This window comes from Vagococcus sp. CY53-2 (assembly GCF_022604695.1).
Lineage (GTDB): Bacteria > Bacillota > Bacilli > Lactobacillales > Vagococcaceae > Vagococcus.
In genome coordinates this window covers 769,000-791,158 of record NZ_JALAHP010000001.1, presented here as the reverse complement: position 1 = coordinate 791,158, position 22,159 = coordinate 769,000, and the positions used below count along the sequence as shown (strand labels likewise).

Genomic DNA, 22,159 nt, shown 5'->3' with positions numbered 1-22,159 from the left:
ACATATAAGTGCGGTGACGATGGCAAGAAGGATACACCTGTAACCATGCCGAACACAGAAGTTAAGCTTCTTAGCGCCGAGGGTAGTGAAGGGTTTCCCTTTGTGAGAGTAGGACGTTGCCGTGCTTTTTGTATTAATTTAAATATTAACGAGAGAGGGGGGTACATTTAATTATGTTATCTCCTTTTTTTGTTATAATAGACATGTTAATAATAATAAAGTGAGAATAAAGAATGAAATCACACAAAATATTATAAAATATAGTAGAAATATGATAAACTCATATATGAGGTTTTTTAATATTTGACTATTATTGTTGACAATAGTATTTACACTAAACTAGTCAAAGATTTATAAAAAATAGGTCTCAAGACCTATTATAAATTCAATCATATGCTTGATATAATTTAACTTAAATGATTGTAAAATGAGTTGAAAGTAAAGGAGTGCTATGTATGGAATTAAAAAAAATTGAAGTGCCAGAAAATACAAAAAGATGGATGAGTTTTGTTGGAAAAACACTTTTTTATGCAGCCATAATACTTGTATTAATTTATTTGTATCAATATAGCCATGTTGGTGGGGGCTCTTTCATATATAATCAATTTTAAAAAGGAGCTAGTAAATAATGTTAAATAAAATTTTAGAAAAAATTAAAGATATTTCATTAAATAGTGAAGAAACCATCTTTTTTGAAGAAAATAATCGTCGATACACTTATAAAGAGTTAGATAAATTATCAGATTCTCTCGCTGGATTTTTAGAAGAAAGGTACCCAGTGAAAACGCCTATTATTGTCTACGGTGGGCAAGAGGCTTTAATGGTTATTTCTTTTTTAGCTTGTACTAAATCGGGTCATTCATACGTGCCTGTTGATGATCACACACCTAAAGAACGAGTATCGATGATTGTTGAAGAAGCAAATGCTTCTTGTGTTTTATCTTTGTCTGATTGGCCATTAGATACAAAAGAAGTTTATGATAGACAAACAGTTATTTCTTTGATGAATGATGAAAAAGAATATTTAGCAAAACAAGTGGTGTGTGAAAATGATGTGTATTATATTATTTTTACATCTGGAACAACTGGAAAGCCAAAAGGGGTGCAAATCACTTATAATAATTTAATTAGTTTTACCAATTGGATGTTGAGTGATTTTTATTTGAAAAAAAATCAACGTTTTTTATGTCAAGCACCATTTTCATTTGATTTATCAGTAATGGATTTGTATCCTGCTTTATTATCAGCTGGAACTCTTATTCCAATGCCGAAAACGATGATTGAGAATTTTCCATTATTATTCAAATCAATTCCAGAAATGGCCTTGAATGTCTGGGTATCAACTCCTTCATTAATTGAAATGGTATTATTGAATCCAGAATTTGATTCTGAACATTTACCAACATTAGAAAATTTTGAATTTTGTGGCGAAGAATTACCAAAAAATACTGCTCAAAAATTGTTAGACCGTTTCCCTAATGCTAAAATTTATAATACATATGGTCCAACAGAAACAACTGTTGCTATTACTAATATTATCATCACGCAAGATGTTTTAGATAACTATGAACGAGTACCACTTGGAAAAGTTAAAAGTGATACAACAATTCATATTTTGAATGATCAGGGTGAAAAATTACCTAGTGGTGAAATTGGTGAAATTGTTATTTCTGGTCCAAGTGTATCTATAGGTTATTTTAATAATTCTGAAAAAACAAAAGAGGTGTTCTTTGAATTTGAAGGGGTACCTTCCTATCGAACCGGAGATGCAGGTTTAATCAAAGACGATTTGTTATTTTATAAAGGAAGAATGGATTTTCAAATTAAGTTAAATGGTTATAGGATGGAATTAGGTGATATTGATCACCATTTAATCACTCTGCCAGAAATTCGTTCGGCATGTTCTGTTCCAAAATATAATAAGTCTGGTAAGGTACAACAATTATTAGCTTATGTGGTGTTGGAAACACCTGTTGAAAAAGCAGATGAAAAAAGCTTGATTCAAAAATTAAAAGAGGACTTAAATAAAACAGTAATGGATTATATGGTGCCACATCGTTTTGTCTTTGTTGAAAGTCTTCCAATGACACAAAACGGAAAAATAGATCGTAAAAAGTTAATAAATGAGGTGAATAGTTAATGAGTCAGCTAGCACAGTTGATCCCATACTTGACTCCTTATGAAAAACCTTTTTATTTTATTATATTAGGTGTATTATTTATTCCATCGATTCTTTTATCCTTAAATGGTAAAAGAATGATGTGGTATCAAAATTTTTTAACTATTTTCTTTTTATGGATTAGTTTTGGTGGCCCAAATTCAAAACAGGGATTGGCTTTAATTGCCTACATGATTTGGCAAACACTATTAACGGCTATATACTTTAAATACAGACAAAAAGATAATAAAAGTAGTATTTTTTACTTAGCAGTTTTGCTAAATCTATTGCCTATGATTATCATTAAGCTTTCACCATTTTTTGGTTCTCAGTCGATTTTAGCTTTTCTAGGTTATTCTTATTTAACCTTTAAATCTGTTCAAGTCGTGATGGAAATACGTGACGGGATATTAAAGGAATTTAATATTAAATATTATATTCAATTTTTAATTTTCTTTCCAACTATTTCATCTGGTCCAATTGATCGTTATCGTCGATTTTTAAAAGATTATTTAAATCCGCCAGATAAAGAAAAATATGTAGAGTTGTTACAAAAAGGTATTCATTATATATTCTTAGGTTTATTATATAAATTTATTATAGGATATGTTTTAGGTAGTCAATTATTACCAACTGTTCAAGGAGTTGCACTAGGTGGAACGGCTCCTGTTCTTGGAACAATTGGGTATATGTATGTGTATAGTTTTTATTTATTTTTTGATTTTGCTGGTTATAGTTTGTTTGCAGTAGGGACAAGTTATTTACTTGGTTATGAAACACCCATGAACTTTAATAAACCATTTATTAGTCCCAACATCAAAGAATTTTGGAATAGATGGCACATCACTTTATCATTTTGGTTTAGAGATTATGTTTACATGAGATTGATGTTTACGTTATTAAAGAAAAAAATATTTAAGAGTCGTGTTGTGGCTTCAAACGTTGGGTATTTCGGCCTGTTCCTGTTAATGGGGTTATGGCATGGATTAACCTGGTATTATATTGTATATGGTATTTACCATGCTTTATTAATTTGTATTAATGATGCTTGGTTGAGATATAAAAAGAAACATAAAGACACATTGCCAAGTAATCGTTGGACTCATGCTTTAGCAATTTTTATTACATTTAATGCAGTATGTTTTAGTTTCTTGATATTCTCAGGATTTTTAGATACATTAATTAAGCACTTTATTTTAGTATAGGAGATGGGTAAAAATGAACGTAAAAGAGACAGTTTTAAGTATTTTAGAAGATTTAACAGGAAGTGATTTTTCAGATCAAATGACTGTTGATTTATATGAAGAAGGTATTTTAGATTCAATGGCTACTGTTCAATTGTTAGTAGAAATTGATGGTCAATTAGGTATAACTGTTCCTGTTTCAGAATATGAAAGAAGCGAGTGGGCGACTCCTGAACAAATTATTGCACAGGTTGAAGCTTTACAATCATGACACTAAAGAAAAAAATATTTTTCGCTGTTGGACCATTCGCTTTAGCAGCTTTGTTCATAGTAGTTTTATTGTATTCGCCACTAGAATTTATTAAGGAACCTTCAGAAAAGAAAGTACATGAAGCTGCATCGTCTATGTCTGTTAATGTATTAAAAGGATCTGAAATAAAAAGAGAAGCAATGGAATCTGGAAAGTATTTACCATTCTTTGGTTCATCTGAATTAAGTCGTGTGAATCCTTTTCATCCATCTGTAATGGCAAAAAAATATGATAGATCTTATGAACCGTTCCTCTTAGGAGCGCCAGGAACGCAATCTTTAACGCACTTTTTTATGTTAAATTCTGTTAAAAAACCATTAGAAAATAAAAAAGTTGTATTTATTATTTCTCCACAATGGTTTGTTAAAAAAGGTGTATCAGATCCCATGTACTCACTTTTTTATTCACCGATTGAAACGTATGAATGGTTAGTAGATTTAGATGAAACTGATCAAACTGATCAATATATTGCTGGTCGGTTACTTGAATTTGAAAGTGTAAAATCTGATACTCAGTTAAAGAAAATGTTGTTAAAATTAAAAAATGGCGAAGAACTATCAAAAGCTGATAGAAGAAAAGCTTATTATAAATATAAACGACTTCGAAATGAAGATTTACTATTTGGTCAAATTGGAATTGTTTCTAAGAATAAACGAATTGATAAACAAGCAACATATTTACCAAATCAATATAATTTTAATGAGCTTGATGCATTAGCTTATAAAATTGGACAAGAGAAAACGAATAATAACCCATTTGAAATTTCAAATGGATTTTACTCAAATAGAATTATGCCGATGAAAGGGAGGTTAAAGGATTCTCAAAAGAAATTTAACTATATCTCTTCACCAGAATATGCAGATTTTGAGGCTTTCTTAGAATTGCTTGATAAAAATAATATTGATGCCATGTTTGTTATTCCACCGGTGAATAAGTTGTGGTCTGATTATACAGGCTTATCAACTGAGATGTTAGATGATTTTTCTAAAAAAATTAATTATCAATTAACGTCACAAGGCTTTAATAATGTTGTCGATTTTACTGATAAACGTGGTGAAAAATTCTTCATGGAAGACACGATTCACATTGGTTGGCGTGGATGGTTAGAAATGGATACTCATTTACAAGAGTTTCTGAAGTCTAATAAAAAGCCTGATTATAAAATGAATCCAGAATTATTCTTTAGTAAAGAATGGCAGACAGAACAATATAAATAAACAAACACTCCATTTACCTAAACAGTAAGTGGAGTTTTTTGTATTTTTAGAGAGTCTAAAAAGAATCGCGTGGATGTGGGAGTATCCTTGAATTTCAGTGGAACAAAGTATAGCTTATGGGTCTGAATAGCAAAAATTGTCAGCTGAGGAAATAAAACAAAAAGTCACTACATTGATTACTCAGGTTGGATTGATAGGATTAGAAACTATGAACTATCTGGCGGCATGAAACAATGTTTATATAGCGCTAGAGCGATGTTAAATGAACCCTTTAGTTGTATTAGATGCGATTACAAGATGAAATAGGCAAGGCTTATTGCGATGTCTGTGGAAAGAAAAACATCAAAGTATTTTTATGATTACCCATGATATAGAAAAAGCACCTAAACTAAGTACAAGAGTATTAGTTTTACCGAAAAAATAGCACAAGATTTACATATGAGCCTGATACAGATGAGATATTTCAATAAAATAAATTATTGTTATTAAATGATATTATGTAATTGTTAAAATAAGACTAAACAGTTTAACTATGACTTGATTATTAAAACATAATATGACAAAATAATGCTACCTTGATTATAAGGAGCAATGCATGAGTGAGTAAAAAAATAATAAAACGGTATATTTTATTTTTGACATTAGTATTTTTGATTGCATGTAGTTGGTATGTTTGGCAGTTAAAAAAACATGTTACCCAAACATTAAAATGGGAACCTTTAGTGAAGACTGTTCTAGAAGAAGAAAATATGGATCAATATGAAGACCTTGTATTAGCCATTATATTTACGGAAACAAAAGGCAACAGTGTAGACGTTATGCAGAGTAGTGAAAGTAAGTATGGTGAACAAAATAAAATAACAACAGAAAAAGAGAGTATCACAAGTGGTGTGACACATTTAGCAGAGGCAATCAAGTATGCACTTGATAATGGGTGTGATATTTGGACAGGAGTTCAAGCGTATAATTTTGGTACAAGCTATGTGGATTATGTAGTCACTCATGGTGAGAAAAATTCTTTAGAATTAGCTCAAACTTATTCTAAAGAGGTGTTAGCACCTATGTTAGGAAATGCAACAGGTGCAACATATCATTATTATGAACCGATTGCATTATTTCATAATGGTGGTAAATTATATCAAAATGGTGGGAATTTCTTTTATGCGGAACTTGTTAAACGAAATATGAAGATTATTAACATATTATCATAGAAAACTCCTAATGGTATCTAGCCATTAGGAGTTTTTATTGAATGATTTAAATAAGACTTTTCGTCCATTTAATGGTTGGGTATGACGAGCATTATTAGCATGGAAATGTTTTAAAGTTTGAATTTGTTTGGCAGAAATTTCCACAGTTTCTCTAAAGAGATACCATTCGACATTTTCAGTAAGTGGAGGTGTTGTTAAAGAGCCTAGATAGTGATAATAATCAGAAATTTTAGGTAATAAGTCATACAGATACACATTGTGAATGGATTTATTTGTGTTCACAGCATCTAGTAATGTTTGAAGTGTCTCATTATGAGCACCTTCAATTAAGAATACACCTAAAACAGCTAAACGACCATTTTGTGCCTCATGAACAAAATGAAGTTCAGCATCAGATAGTTTACCATCAATTTTATGTTCGCTATGAGTATGAAAATGGAATTGTTGTAGGTTGAAAAAACGATTGTTAATATTAGCTGTTCCTGTAGCTAATCCTTGAATAGCTGAGCCAGTATCAAAAATAGCATCCACTGTACGAGAATAGGTTAGTTGTAACTTCCCCATATCCATCATTGGTTCCAAGGTACTTGTATCTATATCAATAGGTGATTGCGACATTGAGTGTTCACAACACCAGTCATGTTGATTAACGTAGTTCCAGTCAAGTATTGGTGCATTAAAATGTTTCATTCAAAAACTCCTTTTCAATCATTCAACTTTATTGTTATCAAAATTTTATCTGAAATGAATTCTTTTCGCCAAGTCAGACGTCTTGAAAAATAGTATTGTAAAGAATGTTTATTATTTAATGATATATAAATGAACAAGAAGGTGATATAACAAAAATGACACAGAATAAATAAATTATTTATCCCCTTTATGACATGTTTTAGTATATAATATTAAGAGTGAGGTGATATAATGTACAAAGTGAAGAATAGTATAAAAAGGTCACTTGAATTCATAAAAGATGGGGTAAGTTCATCTAAAAGTGTTATATTGGCCAACGTTATCATATTATTTATCATGGCACCTTTTATGGTTACATTAACTCGTTTTATTTTAAAAATGGGAGATATCCCTTATTTGTCTTATGATACTGTGGGATTAATTCTTTTTCATCATCCAATTGTGCTTTTTTTAATGATTATGATGTTATTTTTATTAGTGTTTACAATATATTTTGAGTATACGTTTTTACTACTGACGATGTACTTTGTAAAACATAAAGTAGCAATATCTTTGAGGCAATTAGCTAAGGAAACTATTTTCCAGATGAAAAAATTAAAAATTAGTAATTTTTTATTTTTTTTGTGTTATTTTATTTTATTAGGCTCAATAGGAGCAATAAGATTTAATTCGGACCTATTATCAAAATTTAAAATACCAATTTTTATTGTTGATTTTATTTTTGAGAATCGTGTTATTTTTATTATACTATTTATTTTAGCTTATGTAAGTTTAATAGCAATAGCCATTCGTTTGATGTTTACATTACCGTTAATGATTTTTAAGGACTACACTTTTAAAAAGGCTAGCCAAACAAGTTGGTATTTAACCAAAAAACATTTAAAAACGATTATCATTCAATTTATTTCGGTAATGGGTACAATCGCCATAATAGCTGTGGTGGTCAATGGATTGCTAATAGGAATACAAGAGGTGGTAGATACTTATTATCAATCATCTAGTTTTTATGTGGCAATTGTATTATTAACACTCCTTCAATTTAATTGGGTATTTAATTTAGTTTTAACGACGATTGGAATTTTCTTTATTACGATTTCATATTTAGATAAATCAGGTTATCTACCAAATACCAATGATATGTTTCCATTGATTAATAAAACAACGTTTAAACAAGTAACCTGGCCACAAAAAATAATCGTTACACTTGGTGGAATCTGGTTAATCATCAGTGTCTTGTCATACAATTATTTATTTTTAACCCAGCCAAGTATTCATCGACCGTTAACAATCTCACATCGAGGAGTTGATAATGGGAACCATGTACAAAACTCAATAGAGGCATTGGAGATGACAAGTAAGAAAACACGGCCTAATTTTGTTGAAATGGATGTGCAAGAGACAAAAGATAAGGAATTTATTGTGATGCATGATTTTAAACTAAATCAGTTAGTTAAACAAAAAGGTCGTCCAAATGAATTTACACGAGAAGAATTACAACATATGACAGCCAAAGAAAATGGCAAACAAGCACATTTGGTATCTTTTGATGACTATTTAAAACGAGCTAAGGAGCTAAACCAAAAATTATTGATTGAAATCAAAGCAACAAAACAAGATAGCCCTGATATGGTCGAGCGGTTTATAAAAAAATATTACGATACGATAAAAGAAGAAGGGCATGAAATTCAGTCATTGTCTTTTGATGTGGTAAAAGAATTAAAAGAAAAAAAACCCGATTTATATGTGGGATATATTATGCCTTTCACATTAGCTGGCCCTCCTGAAGGAAAGATGGATTTTTATTCGGTTGAATACACAACACTTACAAAAAATTTGGTTCAGTCTATGCATAATCAAGAGAAGAAAGTTTATGTGTGGACATTAAACGATACAGATACCATTAATCGTATGATTTTTTATGGAGTAGATGGAGTAATTACTGATAATATGACGTTATTAAATACTGTGCTTTCAAGGGATATTAAAGAAACGACTTATGCTGATAAGTTATTATATTTCTTGGTAGGAATTGGTTAACTCATTTGTTTCAAATAAAAATGGCATAACAGCCATTTTTTTTATATAATGAAGTGAGAATTGATTGGAGATGGAATGAATGACTGTTGTGGTGTTTGATGTGGATGATACGTTATATGACCAATTTAGTCCGTTTGAATTGGCTATGATTAAGAATTTTGGTGAAAAAAAGTGGCTAAGTGAGATTTCTTTACGAACGTTATACCAATTATTTCGTTATCATAGTGATTTAGCTTTTCCTGATACAGTATCAGGCGCATTGTCGCTAAAAGATATGCGAGTCTATCGTATTCAAGCGGCATTAAATGATTTAGGGATAGAGGAATCTAAAGGAGTGTGTCAGGCGTTTCAAGATTGTTATTTCTATGAACAAAATCAACTTGTTCTTCATCCAGAGATGGTACGATTACTTACTATCTTAGATGAAAAAAAAGTGCTAACAGGACTTTTGACTAACGGACCGACAGAACATCAACAGTTAAAAATCGAGCAATTAGGAGTGTCGAAATGGATTAGTGAAGACACCCATCATATTTCAGAAAGTATTGGCTATAGTAAACCAGATGTATCGGCATTTAAAGTAGTCGAAACCATTTATCCTGATAATAGTCAGTTTTTATATGTTGGAGATTCATATGAAAATGATGTCATCGGGGCTAAAAAGGCTGGATGGCAAATCGTTTGGTTAAACAAAAATAATAAAAGACTAACACAAGAAATGATAAAACCAGATGTGGCGTTATCATCTTATGACAACATTGTGGAAACAGTGTTAGGCTTATTACAAGAGGAGTAAACACATGAATGTAAATCATGCAGATATCGTGATTAGTGCGGTACAACCAGAGCAATACCCTAAAACAAATTTACCAGAAATAGCATTAGCAGGACGTTCGAATGTTGGAAAGTCATCCTTTATTAATACACTAGTTAATCGTAAAAATTTAGCCAGGACATCAGGGAAACCTGGAAAAACACAAACCCTAAATTTTTACATTATTGAAGATAGTTTACATTTTGTTGACGTACCAGGATATGGTTATGCCAAAGTATCTAAAACTGAGCGTGCAAAATGGGGACAAATGATTGAAACGTATCTGACTGAAAGAGAGCAATTAAAAGCTGTTGTGTCACTTGTTGATATGCGCCATGCTCCTTCGACTGAAGATATTCAAATGTATGAATTCTTGAAGTATTACAATATACCAGTCATTGTTGTTGCAACAAAATGCGATAAAATTCCTCGTGGAAAATGGAACAAGCATGAATCAATGATTAAGAAAAAATTGAATTTTGATCCATTAGATGACTTTATTATCTTTTCTTCTGAAACAAAAGAAGGAAAAGATAAAGCGTGGAAAGCCATTGAAAGTTATATGGATTAAATAAAATAAGTAGTCAAAATGAAGTATGCTCGACATGCTTCATTTTTTTATGAAAAAAGTAACAAATTGCTAAGTATTTTCATTAATTTTAGGTTTAGAATATTCATAAAATGTCTTATCTATGGTAAAATTTAGGAGACAAGGTTTGTGAAATAATTAAGATAATGTTAAGTGAGGGAGAATAATGGCTTTAGTAAAAATCGTATATGCAAGTATGACAGGAAATACAGAAGGTATTTCTGAAATTATAGAAGATCAGTTTATAGATGCAGGTTTAGAAGTGGAACGTGAAGAGTGTACAGATGTTGATCCAGACTTTTTTGAAGATGCAGATATTTGTATTGTAGCCACTTATACATATGGAGATGGTGAATTACCATTTGAGATAGAAGACTTCTTTGCTGATTTAGAAGAGGAAGATTTAGAAGACAAATTATTCGGCGTTGTTGGATCAGGTGATACAGAATACGGGGAATATTTCTGCCAGTCAGCACGAGATTTTGTGGAACAATTTAAAAAGACTGGTGCCACAGAAGGTGCTGAGATGGTTGAGATTGAAAATGAAGCAGACGGAGAAGATACAGAACGTCTTCAAGCATTTGTTGACCAATTAGTTAGTAAAGTGGAGTAGTCAGGAGCAAGGGTCACACCTTGCTTTTATTTTTAGCATAGAAAAGGATGTAACGACAATGACAGAAAAAATTACCATGGATGGCAACACAGCTGCGGCTTATGTATCTTATGCATTTACTGAATTAGTGGCAGTTTATCCGATAACACCAAGTTCTACAATGGCAGAAGTGGTAGAAAATTGGTCAGTGAAACATCGTAAAAATATTTTTGGTGAACCAGTTAAAGTAGTAAACATGCAATCAGAAGCTGGAGCAGCAGGAGCGGTACATGGATCGCTAAAAGCTGGCACATTAACCTCAACGTATACAGCATCTCAAGGATTATTGTTAATGATACCTAATATGTATAAAATAGCTGGCGAGTTGTTGCCGACAGTGTTTCATGTGGCCTCTCGAGCAGTTACAACGAACGCGTTAAGTATTTTTGGGGATCATGGAGATGTCATGGCAGCCAGACAAACTGGTTTCTGTATGTTAGCTGAGAGCTCTGTTCAAGAAGTGATGGATTTATCTGCGGTAGCTCACTTAGCTTCCATCGAAGCAAGTTTACCATTTATGAACTTTTTTGATGGGTTTAGAACAAGTCATGAAATTCAAAAAATTGATGTGATTCCATATGACGTGTTAGGAAATTTGGTGAATCAGGAAGCACTAGATGCTTTTAGAAAACGTGCAATGAATCCAAATCATCCAAGTGTTTCAGGTACAGCACAAAATCCTGATATACACTTTCAACAGAGAGAAACAATTAATCAATATTATGAACGTGTACCAGAAATTGTTCAAAAATACATGAACGACATTAATGCAATTCGTGGCACGAATTATGATTTGAGTACTTATTATGGTCATGAAGAAGCAACAGAAATTATCATTTCAATGGGGTCAGTCGCACCAACTGTTAGACAAACAGTTGATTATCTAAATAATCAAGGTCGTAAAGTAGGGCATTTAAATATACATTTGTATCGCCCATTTCCAACTGAAAATATTTTAAAAAATATTCCAGATACAGTAGAACGAATTGCTGTTTTAGATAGAACAAAAGAACCAGGGGCTGATGGCGAGCCACTTTTACTAGATATTCAAAGTGCGATGTATCGTCATAAAAATCGACCAATTGTCATTGGTGGACGATATGGATTAGGATCTAAAGATGTGCCGCCTAACCAAATTAAAGCGATTTTTGATCATTTAAGTGGACCGGTGGATAAATTATTGTATCGTTTTACTGTTGGTATCAATGATGATGTCACACATTTGTCATTACCAGTGGGACCATTGCTTGATTTAACACCAAAAAATACTTACCAAGCAAAATTTTGGGGATTTGGATCTGACGGAACAGTTGGTGCTAATAAGCAAGCCATTAAAATCATTGGAAATCACACTGACCTATATGCACAAGGGTATTTTTCTTATGATTCAAAAAAATCTGGTGGGTTAACGACCTCTTATTTACGTTTTGGAAAAGAACCAATCAATTCCCCTTATTTAATTGAAACAGCAGACTTTATTGGCTGTCATAATGGGTCATACATTCATCAATACGATTTGTTGCGTGGACTTAAAAAAGGTGGGACATTCCTTTTAAATACGACGTGGGATAAAGATCGAGTGTTACGTTTATTGCCAAAACGTTTGAAAAAAGAATTAGCTAAAAAAGAAGCAAACTTTTATATCATTGATGCGATGTCCATAGCACAAGAAGTTGGTTTGGGTCGACGTATTAATCAAGTCATGTCGACAGCGTTTTTTGAGTTGAATCAACTTATGCCAAAAGATGAATACATTAAATATTTAAAAGAAGAAGTCGTCGCAAGTTATGGTAAAAAATCGCAAGCAATTGTGGATAAAAATCATGCAGCTATAGATTTGACACTCTCCGATTTGGTAAAAGTAGATATACCTAGTGATTGGTTAGATATTGAAATAGACAAAGCAGTCGTTGATATGACAAAACCAAAATATGTCAGAGAAATATTAGAACCTGTTAATGCACAACAAGGTGATTCATTGAGTGTTAAAACACTTATTGATAATAATATGACGGATGGTAGTGTACCAATGGGAACGGCCGCTTTTGAAAAACGCGGCATTGCGTTAGAAGTTCCAGAATGGATACCTGAAGCATGTACGATGTGTAATGAGTGTGCGTTTATCTGTCCACATGCCGCGATTCGTCCATTTTTAGCGGACGATGAGGAGATGGCAGAAGCACCTGAAGGATTTATTGTACGTGAAATGAAAGGTGCAGATGGCTTGAAATATCGTATTCAAGTGTCATTGGAAGATTGTACAGGTTGTGGATTGTGTGTGGATGTGTGTCCAGCAAAAGAAAAAGCGTTAGTCATGAAACCTTATGATGAGCAAAAAGAAGAAGCAATCAACTGGGCATTTGCTATGACGCTAAAACAAAAAGCAAATCCTGTGAAGAAAAAAGAATCAATAAAAGGGTCTCAATTTGAGCAACCTTTAATGGAATTTTCAGGTGCGTGTTCTGGTTGTGGTGAAACAACTTATATCAAGCTATTAACGCAACTTTATGGTGATCGTATGTTGATGGCTAATGCGACAGGTTGTTCTTCTATTTGGGGTGCATCAGCACCATCAACTCCTTATACAACTAATTCAGAAGGACAAGGTCCTGCTTGGAGCAATTCGTTATTCGAGGACAATGCTGAGTTTGGTTTGGGGATGTACCTTGCTAATAAAACACAACGAGATGGCGTACAACATTTACTAGAAGAAGCGATTGAACAGCAAGTTGGAACCGACTCATTAAGAGAGTTGATGGCTGATTGGATTGAACACAAGGACGAAGGAAAAGGATCAAGACAGAGGTCAACAAAACTAGAAGCAGCTTTGTTAGAAGAAATGGATGGCAATGAATTACTCGAAGATATCTATCGTAAAAGAGATTTGTTTGTCAAACCTAGCCAATGGATTATTGGTGGTGATGGTTGGGCTTATGATATTGGCTTTGGTGGGATTGATCACTGTTTAGCTAGTGGTGAAGACGTGAATATTTTTATCATGGACAATGAAGTGTACTCTAATACTGGAGGTCAAACATCAAAAGCAACGCCAACTGGAGCAATTGCAAAATTCTCATCCGAAGGTAAGAGAACACCTAAAAAAGATTTAGGATTAATTGCCATGACATATGGTGGGGTGTATGTCGCACAAATTGCGATTAATGCCAACCCTACCCAAGCAATCAAAGCAATTGCTGAAGCAGAAAATTATCCAGGTCCATCCCTTATTATTGGATATGTTCCTTGTATCAATCATGGGATTCAAGGTGGAATGAGCCATGCCGTTGAAGTAACTAAACGAGCTGTCGAGTCAGGTTACTGGCCGCTTTATCGTTATAATCCTGAGCTAGTGGATAAAGGAAAAGAGCCACTAAAAATAGATTATAAAAAAGCTAATTTTGATAATCTAACAGAATTCTTTAACTATCAAACTCGTTTTTCTGCATTGGAAAATGTATTAGAAGATGAAGCAGAAGTAGCAACATTACTTGAAAAATCAGCAGATGATGCTATAGAAAAAGCTCAGACCTACAAAAAACTGTCAGGCAAATAAGTAAAAAGCATAGCAACACAAGTGAAAACCATTTCTATTATGTATAGACATAATAGAAATGGTTTTTTTATTCTAAAAAGGCGTTTCAATATGAATCACAAATTATTTATTGTAGAAGATGATTCGATTATCAGTTAAGGATTAACAACATATTTATCTTATCGATGATTTTTTTGGTCAACGTCAATGTAATTATACAAATTTTATTAAAAAATGATGGAATGAATTCTTTACTAGGAGCAGATTCAGCAAAATTATTATCTGACTTTGGCTCAATCGTCATCTTAATCTTTACAACTATTTTTTCATTGTACACCAATAGTTTTTTGCTCAAACAAAGAAAAAAAGAACTAGGGTTATACAATATATTAGGGATGGGAAAACGTGAACTTGGCAAGATTTTATTTATCGAGACCATGTTAGTGTCATTGTTTTCAATAGTAATTGGATTATTTTCTCAAAATTATCGTTTCTAATTTTGAAAAAATAACAGGATTCGGTGAAGGATGTACTTATAATTTAACGATGACGAGCCTAGGTTATGTGTTAGTATGTTTTATCGGTATCTTTTTATTATTTTATGCGATTAATATGATTCAGTTAAAACTAGTCAATCTTTTAGAATTATTAAAAGGTACTCAAACAGGGGAAAAAGAACCAAAAGTAAAATGATTAACAGGTATATCAGGCATTGATTGTATTGGTGCTGGATATTATATGTCAGTCACTATCGAGTTTCCTTTAAAAAGCAATTAGCTTATTTTTATTGCGATTGTACTTGTGATTTTTGGAACGTATGCTTTATTTATGGCAAGTAGCATTATGTGGTTTCTTATTTTTAGGTATGATTTTAGGACTTAGTTTCACTTTAGCCACAGGGTTAATCATCTACTACAAACAAATATCAGAAGGTATGCAGGATGAACATCGCTATGATATTATGCAAAAGGTTGGCATGAGTCATCAAGAAGTGAAACAAAGTATTAGAGGACAAATCATTATGGTATTCTTTTTCCCGATTATCCTCGCGACATTTCACTTAGCTTTTGCGTTTCCTTTGATGAGTAATTTACTGATGTTATTTGGATTGAGTAATAAAGTATTATTTATGATAATTTGTATCATTATGGTAGTAATCTTTTTACTAATTTACCTTGTGATGTATGCTCAAACATCTAAAGTGTATTATCGATTAGTTGAGAGAAAAGTAGTATAAGAAAAAACAGCGACGCAGAATCAAACTGTGTCGCTGTTTTAATATGTTAGTTTATAATCCCTTTTTTCCAATAAAAGGAAAGAATTTTGAAGTATGTTGTGCATAAGATTGAAAATCTTTTCTAGTTTTATATTTATTTTCTAGTAAGGGAACACCTGACACAAATAATATTAAAAAGGTAATAGTAATAGGACCAATGATAATCCAAAGATTAGTCCAATGTGATAAAGATAAAAGAAAAATCCCCCACCAACTTGTGACTTCTCCAAAATAATTTGGGTGTCTAGTAATAGACCAAAGTCCAGTTGTTAATAATTTTCCTTTATTACTAGGATTTTCTTTAAATTTAGTCAATTGATAATCTCCAATGACTTCAAATAAAAATCCAATAATCCAAATGAATACACCAAGTATTTGCCACCAACGTAAAGTATTATATACTTGTTGATTGGTAAAAGTATGTGTAACAGGTAGTGCAACAATAAACAATAAGAGGCCTTGAAGAAGAAAAACATTGATAAATGCTTTTAAGTGAACAAATTGATTTCCCCAACGTTGTTTGATTTTAACGTATCGATAATCTTCAGGAGCATTCCAATTACGTAACCCTAAATGCCAAGCAAGACGACCTCCCCAAAGTGTAACAAAGAGTAGAACAAGTATCTGTTGAATGGTATGCGGAGAGGCCATTAAAAAGCCTACCCAAGCTACCACAACAAATCCTCCCCCCCAAGCAATATCAACTAAGGAATAGTTGGATTTAATAGTTGATATAATGAACCAAATAATAAAATAAGCAAATAATGCTAGAATAATTGTAAGATACATTTAACTTTCTCCTTTTTTTAAAATACCTGCAATGGCGATACTATTTTTTCCGGCGCTGATAGCAATAGATGTTGAACTGGCTACTGAATAGTCAATTTTATCAGTATAATCTTTTAAATAATATTTTAGTAATTCAACTTGATTTTCCGAGTAAACATATGCGATAGCTAAACGATCAATTTGATGATGTCGAAATAGTTTTTTTATTTTGTTTGCTATTTTTTTAATACTTTGTTTTTGACTAAATGAAAGAGTCATTAGTTTTCCTTCGCCAAATGAATCCAGACTAACAATTGGCAAGATGTGGCAATTTTGAGCCATTTTTCCAAGAGATAAAGGAATTCGACCAGACTGTAACATCGGCGATAAATCAGCGACAGCTACATAGATAAATAACCGATGAATGGTATCTTTTAGATTAGTTATAATGTCATTAAAGCTCAAGGATTTTTCTACTAATTCTGCTGCTTTCATAACTAATAGACCTTGCGCTACAGAGTTAGCTTTTGAATCAATAACTGTTATCCATTGAGATGCCAATTTTTTAGTTTGTATTCTTTGGTTGACTAGTTGATAAGTACCACTGAGTTTTGAAGAGACTGTAATAACAATCACATGGTCATATTTCCCTTGTAAAAAAGATAGGAGGTTATCAATTGATTGAATAGTAGGTTGCGATGTACTGCATTGACTCGTATTTATACCCTTTTCAAAAATAAGCTGTGAATCAATACTTAATTTATCGAGATAATTATTAGACTCGCTTTGAACAGGCATTGGAATGACATGTATTTGGTGTTTCAATAGTAAGTCACTTGGTATATCAGCAATAGAGTCTGTCACAATAGCGATAGATGATACAGGCTTGGTATTAACTTCATATTGAAGAAGCATATCATCTATTTTTTGATAAGATATACGACCGTAGTGGTTTAATAATGATAGAACGTCTTTAGGGTTATTAGTATGTATATGAACTTTTAACTGTTGTTTATTTCCAATAACAATAACAGAATCCCCTTTATTTAATAGTTTACCTTTCAATTTTTTATCGGAAATACTTGGTTGAGTCATAATAAACTCCGAGCAGTATCGATAAGAAGGCTTTTCAGATATGATATGATCAGATGATATCAAGTTAGATGGATAGTTAGTTATAGAAGAAGGGATGGTTTCTTCTATCAACTCTTGTGGTAAATTTTGAGAGAAGGCTTCAGTCAAACCAGTAATAAAATAATAAAAACCTTTTGCTCCAGCATCCACCAACTTATTTTCTTTAAAAATTGTCATTTGAAATTGTGTCTCTAAAACGGCTTTTTCTGCTATCATCTGTGCTTGTGATAAAGATTCTTCTAATGATTGTGTTTTTTTATAAGTATCAACAAGTTTTTCAGACCAAGAGGAGATAACTGTTAGTATGGTTCCTTCTTTTGGATCTAGCAACGAATCATATACTTTAACAAGAGCTGTTTTAAAAGAAAAAACGAGTTGTTCTGTTGATAAATCACTTTGAGCATAATCTTCTGCTAAGGCATTTAAATACTGTCCTAAAATCATTCCAGAGTTACCACGAGCTCCAAGTAAAGCGGCTGATGCTACGTTAGTTAATAGAGAATGTACCGTGTCGTGATAACTAACAAGATTATCCATAATTGATTGCATAAGAAAGGCCAAATTACTACCAGTATCACCATCTGCAACAGGAAAGACATTAATACGATTTAATTCATTTTTATTCTTTATAACTAAGTTAGCACCTGATTTGATACTGTTAGCTAACTTTTTAATATCAACTTCTTCCAAATTAAATTACCCCTTCAAAAAATTAAAATTAATAAAATAAACAATTGCTGATGTAATAGCAGTGACGGATGTTCCCCATACTAAGTCAATAATTGTCATCGTTACTGGCCAATTTTTAATAGTGGCTAAATTGGTTAAATCATAGGTACTATAACAAATAAAACCAAATAGAGCCCCAGAAGAAATGGTGTAGAAAATACTTTGTTTGTCAATACCAGGGATTAGGACAAAAAATACAACCCCAACAAGGTAGACAAAATAAAAAATAATAGCGGGAGTTACCTTTACATCACCGAGTAACTCTCCTATGAAAGTTTGGTACAAATTTTTTGATACAACTAATAGCCAAAATAGATCAAACATTAAAAAGATAACAGCACTTATACCAAACAATTTTAAAAACTGATTCATAATTACTCCTCCATTCTGATTAAATAAATAGTATCATGAAAAAAAATTTTATTAAAAGGATTTACCTTGATTAACAAAAATGTACTTTTAAAAAAGTATTTTTACCACTATTAACTAAAAGTGTATAGTTTATTATAAGATAGTTTATAGGAATGAAAATATAGGAGGAAAAGATGAAGAAGAAAATGAAAAAGTGGGCGTTATCTGCTCTGTTATTGACAGGGTTAATAACTTTTGGGGGATGTGTAGCTGATAAAACAGTGGAAACAAGTGATACATCAGTTTCATCAAGTGTTATAAAAGAAAGTACAGTAGATACATCAAGTAAAGAAAAAGAAGAATTAGCTAAAAAAGAAGTAGAAGAAAAAGTAAAACAAGCTGAAATAGAAAAAAAGAAAAAAGAAGAGCAAGCCTCACAATTAAAAAATCAAGTTAGTGATTTGGCAAACTTAGAATACGAAGGAACTCAAACGATAAATGTAAACGATGGTGTACCAAGCTTTAGCGATGAAGAGCTATCTTTGAGTAATGGCGCTTGGGAAATTTATGGTGATTTAGATGGGTTAAATAGAGCAACAAGTGCAAATGCTATGCTAAATCAATCATTAATGCCAACTGGAAAAAGAGAAAGTATTTCGTCTGTTACACCAACAGGTTGGAAAAATAAAAAGATTGAAGGTGGGTATTTATTTAATCGATCACACTTAATTGGTTGGGCATTAGCTGGTGAAAATGCGAATTGGAAAAATTTAATTACAGGAACAAGACAATTAAACAGTCCAGAGATGTTACGTCATGAGATGGATGTTAAACATTATCTTGAACAAAATTCAGATAATTATGTAAGATATCGTGTGACACCAGTTTTTAGAGGAGAAGAGTTACTGGCGCGTGGCGTTCAAATGGAAGCACAATCTATTGGAAATGATACCATAAAATTTAATGTTTACATCTTTAATATTCAGGATGGGATTGACTTGAATTATGCAGATGGTAGCAGTTCAATAGGAGAGAGAGCTCAAGAAAATGAACCATCACAAGAAGAACACAATATCACGAATCATGAATCATTGGCTAATGATAATGATTCATCTGATGATATGAATCAAGTATTTGTTACACCTACTGGAAAAAAATATCATACTCATGCTCATGGGCGCGGTAATTTCACTCCCTCTACATTGGGTGAAGCCAAAAAGAAAGGGTTAGAACCATGTAACATTTGTTATTAAGTTAAAATAAAAAAGAAACGACTTTTTTGTCAGTTTCTTTTTTTGTATTTAGGGATGACTTTTTAGAAATAAAATCTAAAGATATAACAAAACATTGGAATATTTTTCTAAACTAATTGTTGAATTAGCTGACGAGTTAAGTTTTTTATCACGAAAAAAACACGTTGGTTACATGGTAAGATATTAGTTGATTATCAATATAAGAAATTAAAAAAATATGACTATGATAATTCATTCATTTACTTATATTTACATTCATTATCGAAAATTTAATTAATGATAGTTGTAGAAAAGAAGAAGTTATTACGATTAAATTAATTTTGTTGACAAGATTAAAGCCTGATGATAAAGTTGTTAAAAACCATGAACAGAAAAAGTAACTTAAATGACGTTTTATAGAGAGCCTTTGGTTGGTGGAAAAAGGTAGACGTGTTAAGTGAATCACATCTGGGAGTTAACTTTTTGAATTGTTAGTAGAAAAGTTCGTTTGAGAAACGTTATGAGCTCGAAGTTATAAACTTCATGAGGTTATTGTTGTGAAACAATAACAAATAAAGGTGGAACCGCGAATTTTCGTCCTTTGGCTTTTATAAGCCAAGGGACTTTTTTTATACCAAACAATCAATGACTAGACAAGTAGTGTATTAAGTCCATTTTGACAGAGAATTTTTCAATAGGCTGAGAGAAAAATCAACATGCTTTTACATGAACACAACTAGAAAGATGTATTTCTGAACAACAAAGTAGGGAATAACGTTTTATCCGCGTTAAGGATGAGTGTTTAAAATATTAGTTTAAACATCATGAGATTGTTATTGTGAAATAGCAATAAATTGAGGTGGAATCACGGTTTATCGTCCTCTTGGGTTATACCAAGGGGATTTTTTGTACCAACAATTAAAAATAAACGATAGGTAAATAAAAAATTATCTTGTTTAATAATTGAAAATGGAGGGATTTACCATGGAATACATAATGAAAATTTTACCATCACTTATTGATGGGGCAGGTATGACGTTAAAAGTTTTTTTCTTTACACTATTAGGATCTATCCCACTAGGAGTACTCGTTGCGTTTGGTTTACGTGTGACATTTAAACCATTGACCTTTATATTAAATCTTTATATTTGGTTAATGCGAGGGACACCGCTATTATTACAACTTATCTTTATCTTTTTTGGTTTACCAGCAATAGGTATTGTCTTTGAACGATATGATGCTGTGATGATTGCCTTTATTCTAAATTATGGAGCTTACTTCGCTGAGATATTTAGAGGAGGGTTACAGGCTATACCAAAAGGTCAAATTGAGAGTGCACAAGTGCTTGGTTTAACACCGTTTCAAACAGCATATAAAATCGTTTTGCCACAAGTGATAAAAATTATTTTACCATCCATTGGGAACGAGGTGATTAACTTAGTAAAAGACACTTCGCTGATGTATGTGTTGGGATTAGGTGACTTGTTACGAGCAGGTAAAATCGCGACAAATCGTGATGTAACACTTGTACCACTCGTTATGGTTGGGGTGATTTATCTCTTTTTCACCGCCGTTTTAACTGGTTTAATGAAATACCTTGAAAAACGATTTAGCTATTATAAATAAGGAGTGATGAGAATGCTTGAGATAAAAAATGTATCCAAAAGTTTCGGAGAAAAGAAAATTTTAGATGAGGTATCTTACACGTTTCCAATGGGAGAAATTACTGTTATCCTCGGCCCTTCAGGTGGAGGAAAAACCACTTTATTGAGATGTATTAGTGGGTTAGAAACATTCGATGGTGGCACACTACTACTTGATGAGGAAGATTTAACAAAGAAATCTCATCAAGCTATTAATGGAAAAATTGGTGTGGTATTTCAAGATTTTCAGTTGTTTCCTCATTTAAATGTATTAGAAAATATTGTATTAGCACCGACAATGGTCTTAAAACAATCCAAAGAAGAGGCTGAAAAAACCGCTAGAACATTATTAATAACTTTAGGATTAGAGGATAAAGAAAAAGCTTATCCTTTTGAATTATCTGGTGGACAAAAACAACGTGTGGCAATTGCACGTGCATTAGCTATGAAGCCACGTGTATTATGTTATGATGAGCCAACAAGTGCTTTAGATCCAGGTCTTAGTGGTGATGTAGCAGAAGTCATTTTAAATTTAAAATCGCCAGATGTGACACAAATTGTGGTCACACATGATCCAACTTTTGCAGAACGTATTGCCGATAACACTATTAGAGTAGAACCAATAAAATAAA

The 22,159-nt window shown here is 32.2% G+C and carries 20 protein-coding genes, 1 rRNA gene and 2 other annotated features; of the genes, 17 read left to right on the top strand and 4 right to left on the bottom strand.

Annotation, left to right across the window (positions count from 1 at the left end; translation table 11 throughout):
* Positions 1 to 9 precede the first annotated feature (9 nt).
* The 7 genes from rrf (at position 10) to MN581_RS03730 (ending at position 6,080) form a co-directional block, all read left to right on the top strand.
* Positions 10 to 125 (top strand): 5S ribosomal RNA (gene rrf / locus MN581_RS03760).
* 330 nt (positions 126 to 455) lie between these two features.
* Positions 456 to 611, top strand: a complete 156-nt coding sequence (locus MN581_RS03755; RefSeq protein WP_117974196.1) for a teichoic acid D-Ala incorporation-associated protein DltX — start codon at positions 456 to 458, stop codon at positions 609 to 611.
* 17 nt (positions 612 to 628) lie between these two features.
* On the top strand, positions 629 to 2,140 hold the full coding sequence (dltA, locus tag MN581_RS03750; RefSeq protein ID WP_117974198.1) for a D-alanine--poly(phosphoribitol) ligase subunit DltA: 1,512 nt from the start codon (positions 629 to 631) through the stop codon (positions 2,138 to 2,140).
* Entirely contained in the window at positions 2,140 to 3,363 is a 1,224-nt protein-coding gene (gene dltB, locus MN581_RS03745) for a D-alanyl-lipoteichoic acid biosynthesis protein DltB (RefSeq protein WP_117974200.1), read from the top strand. Before dltA ends, dltB begins: the two co-directional genes overlap by 1 nt.
* Before the next feature lie 13 nt (positions 3,364 to 3,376).
* Positions 3,377 to 3,613: a D-alanine--poly(phosphoribitol) ligase subunit DltC gene (dltC, locus tag MN581_RS03740; RefSeq protein ID WP_117974202.1), complete on the top strand. Its 237-nt coding sequence runs from the start codon at positions 3,377 to 3,379 to the stop codon at positions 3,611 to 3,613.
* The gene (gene dltD, locus MN581_RS03735) at positions 3,610 to 4,869 is read left to right on the top strand and encodes a D-alanyl-lipoteichoic acid biosynthesis protein DltD (RefSeq protein ID WP_117974204.1); all 1,260 of its coding nucleotides are present in this window, start codon (positions 3,610 to 3,612) and stop codon (positions 4,867 to 4,869) included. The genes dltC and dltD overlap by 4 nt, the downstream gene beginning before the upstream one ends.
* Positions 4,870 to 5,468: 599 nt before the next feature.
* Positions 5,469 to 6,080, top strand: a complete 612-nt coding sequence (locus MN581_RS03730; RefSeq protein WP_241699212.1) for a lysozyme family protein — start codon at positions 5,469 to 5,471, stop codon at positions 6,078 to 6,080.
* Between the two features lie 24 nt (positions 6,081 to 6,104).
* On the opposite strand, the gene MN581_RS03725 is transcribed toward MN581_RS03730, so the two are convergent.
* Positions 6,105 to 6,770, bottom strand: a complete 666-nt coding sequence (locus tag MN581_RS03725; RefSeq protein ID WP_117974208.1) for a carbonic anhydrase family protein — start codon at positions 6,768 to 6,770, stop codon at positions 6,105 to 6,107.
* Positions 6,771 to 7,001: 231 nt separating this feature from the next.
* On the opposite strand from MN581_RS03725, the gene MN581_RS03720 reads away from it, so the two are divergent.
* From MN581_RS03720 to MN581_RS03690, 7 genes are all read left to right on the top strand, one after another.
* Positions 7,002 to 8,807 (top strand): glycerophosphodiester phosphodiesterase, encoded by a 1,806-nt coding sequence (locus tag MN581_RS03720; RefSeq protein ID WP_241699211.1) that lies wholly within the window; start codon positions 7,002 to 7,004, stop codon positions 8,805 to 8,807.
* A 79-nt stretch (positions 8,808 to 8,886) separates the two neighbouring features.
* Positions 8,887 to 9,603 (top strand): HAD family hydrolase, encoded by a 717-nt coding sequence (locus tag MN581_RS03715; RefSeq protein ID WP_117974212.1) that lies wholly within the window; start codon positions 8,887 to 8,889, stop codon positions 9,601 to 9,603.
* Between the two features lie 4 nt (positions 9,604 to 9,607).
* Complete coding sequence (gene yihA, locus MN581_RS03710) at positions 9,608 to 10,192, top strand: ribosome biogenesis GTP-binding protein YihA/YsxC (RefSeq protein WP_117974214.1); 585 nt, start codon at positions 9,608 to 9,610, stop codon at positions 10,190 to 10,192.
* A 184-nt stretch (positions 10,193 to 10,376) separates the two neighbouring features.
* Complete coding sequence (locus MN581_RS03705; protein ID WP_117974216.1) at positions 10,377 to 10,823, top strand: flavodoxin; 447 nt, start codon at positions 10,377 to 10,379, stop codon at positions 10,821 to 10,823.
* Positions 10,824 to 10,881: 58 nt separating this feature from the next.
* Positions 10,882 to 14,415: a pyruvate:ferredoxin (flavodoxin) oxidoreductase gene (nifJ, locus tag MN581_RS03700; RefSeq protein ID WP_241699210.1), complete on the top strand. Its 3,534-nt coding sequence runs from the start codon at positions 10,882 to 10,884 to the stop codon at positions 14,413 to 14,415.
* A gap of 221 nt (positions 14,416 to 14,636) precedes the next feature.
* Positions 14,637 to 14,891 (top strand): FtsX-like permease family protein, encoded by a 255-nt coding sequence (locus MN581_RS03695; RefSeq protein WP_241699209.1) that lies wholly within the window; start codon positions 14,637 to 14,639, stop codon positions 14,889 to 14,891.
* Between the two features lie 320 nt (positions 14,892 to 15,211).
* Positions 15,212 to 15,631, top strand: a complete 420-nt coding sequence (locus tag MN581_RS03690) for an FtsX-like permease family protein (RefSeq protein WP_241699208.1) — start codon at positions 15,212 to 15,214, stop codon at positions 15,629 to 15,631.
* Between the two features lie 51 nt (positions 15,632 to 15,682).
* Here the strand turns inward: MN581_RS03690 and MN581_RS03685 are convergent, their stop codons facing one another.
* From MN581_RS03685 to MN581_RS03675, 3 genes are read right to left on the bottom strand one after another with little or no spacing between them, the layout of a single operon-like run.
* The gene (locus MN581_RS03685; protein WP_117973172.1) at positions 15,683 to 16,459 is read right to left on the bottom strand and encodes a DUF1295 domain-containing protein; all 777 of its coding nucleotides are present in this window, start codon (positions 16,457 to 16,459) and stop codon (positions 15,683 to 15,685) included.
* A complete protein-coding gene (locus tag MN581_RS03680; protein WP_241699207.1) occupies positions 16,460 to 18,262 on the bottom strand; it encodes a DegV family protein in 1,803 nt (600 codons plus the stop codon). It abuts the gene before it with no gap.
* Positions 18,263 to 18,268: 6 nt separating this feature from the next.
* Positions 18,269 to 18,673 (bottom strand): DUF2177 family protein, encoded by a 405-nt coding sequence (locus tag MN581_RS03675; RefSeq protein WP_241699206.1) that lies wholly within the window; start codon positions 18,671 to 18,673, stop codon positions 18,269 to 18,271.
* 173 nt (positions 18,674 to 18,846) lie between these two features.
* On the opposite strand from MN581_RS03675, the gene MN581_RS03670 reads away from it, so the two are divergent.
* The 3 genes from MN581_RS03670 (at position 18,847) to MN581_RS03660 (ending at position 22,158) form a co-directional block, all read left to right on the top strand.
* Positions 18,847 to 19,905 carry a DNA/RNA non-specific endonuclease gene (locus MN581_RS03670; protein WP_241699205.1) on the top strand — a complete coding sequence of 353 codons (1,059 nt, stop codon included), beginning with the start codon at positions 18,847 to 18,849 and terminating at the stop codon, positions 19,903 to 19,905.
* Between the two features lie 354 nt (positions 19,906 to 20,259).
* Positions 20,260 to 20,489 (top strand) — a binding site (T-box leader).
* 31 nt (positions 20,490 to 20,520) lie between these two features.
* Positions 20,521 to 20,770: a binding site (T-box leader), on the top strand.
* Between the two features lie 98 nt (positions 20,771 to 20,868).
* Positions 20,869 to 21,510 carry an amino acid ABC transporter permease gene (locus tag MN581_RS03665; RefSeq protein WP_117973168.1) on the top strand — a complete coding sequence of 214 codons (642 nt, stop codon included), beginning with the start codon at positions 20,869 to 20,871 and terminating at the stop codon, positions 21,508 to 21,510.
* Between the two features lie 12 nt (positions 21,511 to 21,522).
* On the top strand, positions 21,523 to 22,158 hold the full coding sequence (locus MN581_RS03660; RefSeq protein ID WP_117973167.1) for an amino acid ABC transporter ATP-binding protein: 636 nt from the start codon (positions 21,523 to 21,525) through the stop codon (positions 22,156 to 22,158).
* The last annotated feature ends 1 nt before the right edge of the window (position 22,159 follow it).

Bases quoted from the DNA above. Each gene is read 5' to 3' on its own strand.
- MN581_RS03755 (WP_117974196.1), top strand. From the start codon at position 456: ATGGAATTAAAAAAAATTGAAGTGCCAGAAAATACAAAAAGATGGATG.
- dltA (WP_117974198.1), top strand. From the start codon at position 629: ATGTTAAATAAAATTTTAGAAAAAATTAAAGATATTTCATTAAATAGT.
- dltB (WP_117974200.1), top strand. From the start codon at position 2,140: ATGAGTCAGCTAGCACAGTTGATCCCATACTTGACTCCTTATGAAAAA.
- dltC (WP_117974202.1), top strand. From the start codon at position 3,377: ATGAACGTAAAAGAGACAGTTTTAAGTATTTTAGAAGATTTAACAGGA.
- dltD (WP_117974204.1), top strand. From the start codon at position 3,610: ATGACACTAAAGAAAAAAATATTTTTCGCTGTTGGACCATTCGCTTTA.
- MN581_RS03725 (WP_117974208.1), bottom strand. From the start codon at position 6,770: ATGAAACATTTTAATGCACCAATACTTGACTGGAACTACGTTAATCAA.
- MN581_RS03720 (WP_241699211.1), top strand. From the start codon at position 7,002: ATGTACAAAGTGAAGAATAGTATAAAAAGGTCACTTGAATTCATAAAA.
- MN581_RS03715 (WP_117974212.1), top strand. From the start codon at position 8,887: ATGACTGTTGTGGTGTTTGATGTGGATGATACGTTATATGACCAATTT.
- yihA (WP_117974214.1), top strand. From the start codon at position 9,608: ATGAATGTAAATCATGCAGATATCGTGATTAGTGCGGTACAACCAGAG.
- MN581_RS03705 (WP_117974216.1), top strand. From the start codon at position 10,377: ATGGCTTTAGTAAAAATCGTATATGCAAGTATGACAGGAAATACAGAA.
- nifJ (WP_241699210.1), top strand. From the start codon at position 10,882: ATGACAGAAAAAATTACCATGGATGGCAACACAGCTGCGGCTTATGTA.
- MN581_RS03695 (WP_241699209.1), top strand. From the start codon at position 14,637: ATGAATTCTTTACTAGGAGCAGATTCAGCAAAATTATTATCTGACTTT.
- MN581_RS03690 (WP_241699208.1), top strand. From the start codon at position 15,212: ATGCTTTATTTATGGCAAGTAGCATTATGTGGTTTCTTATTTTTAGGT.
- MN581_RS03685 (WP_117973172.1), bottom strand. From the start codon at position 16,459: ATGTATCTTACAATTATTCTAGCATTATTTGCTTATTTTATTATTTGG.
- MN581_RS03675 (WP_241699206.1), bottom strand. From the start codon at position 18,673: ATGAATCAGTTTTTAAAATTGTTTGGTATAAGTGCTGTTATCTTTTTA.
- MN581_RS03670 (WP_241699205.1), top strand. From the start codon at position 18,847: ATGAAGAAGAAAATGAAAAAGTGGGCGTTATCTGCTCTGTTATTGACA.
- MN581_RS03665 (WP_117973168.1), top strand. From the start codon at position 20,869: ATGGAATACATAATGAAAATTTTACCATCACTTATTGATGGGGCAGGT.
- MN581_RS03660 (WP_117973167.1), top strand. From the start codon at position 21,523: ATGCTTGAGATAAAAAATGTATCCAAAAGTTTCGGAGAAAAGAAAATT.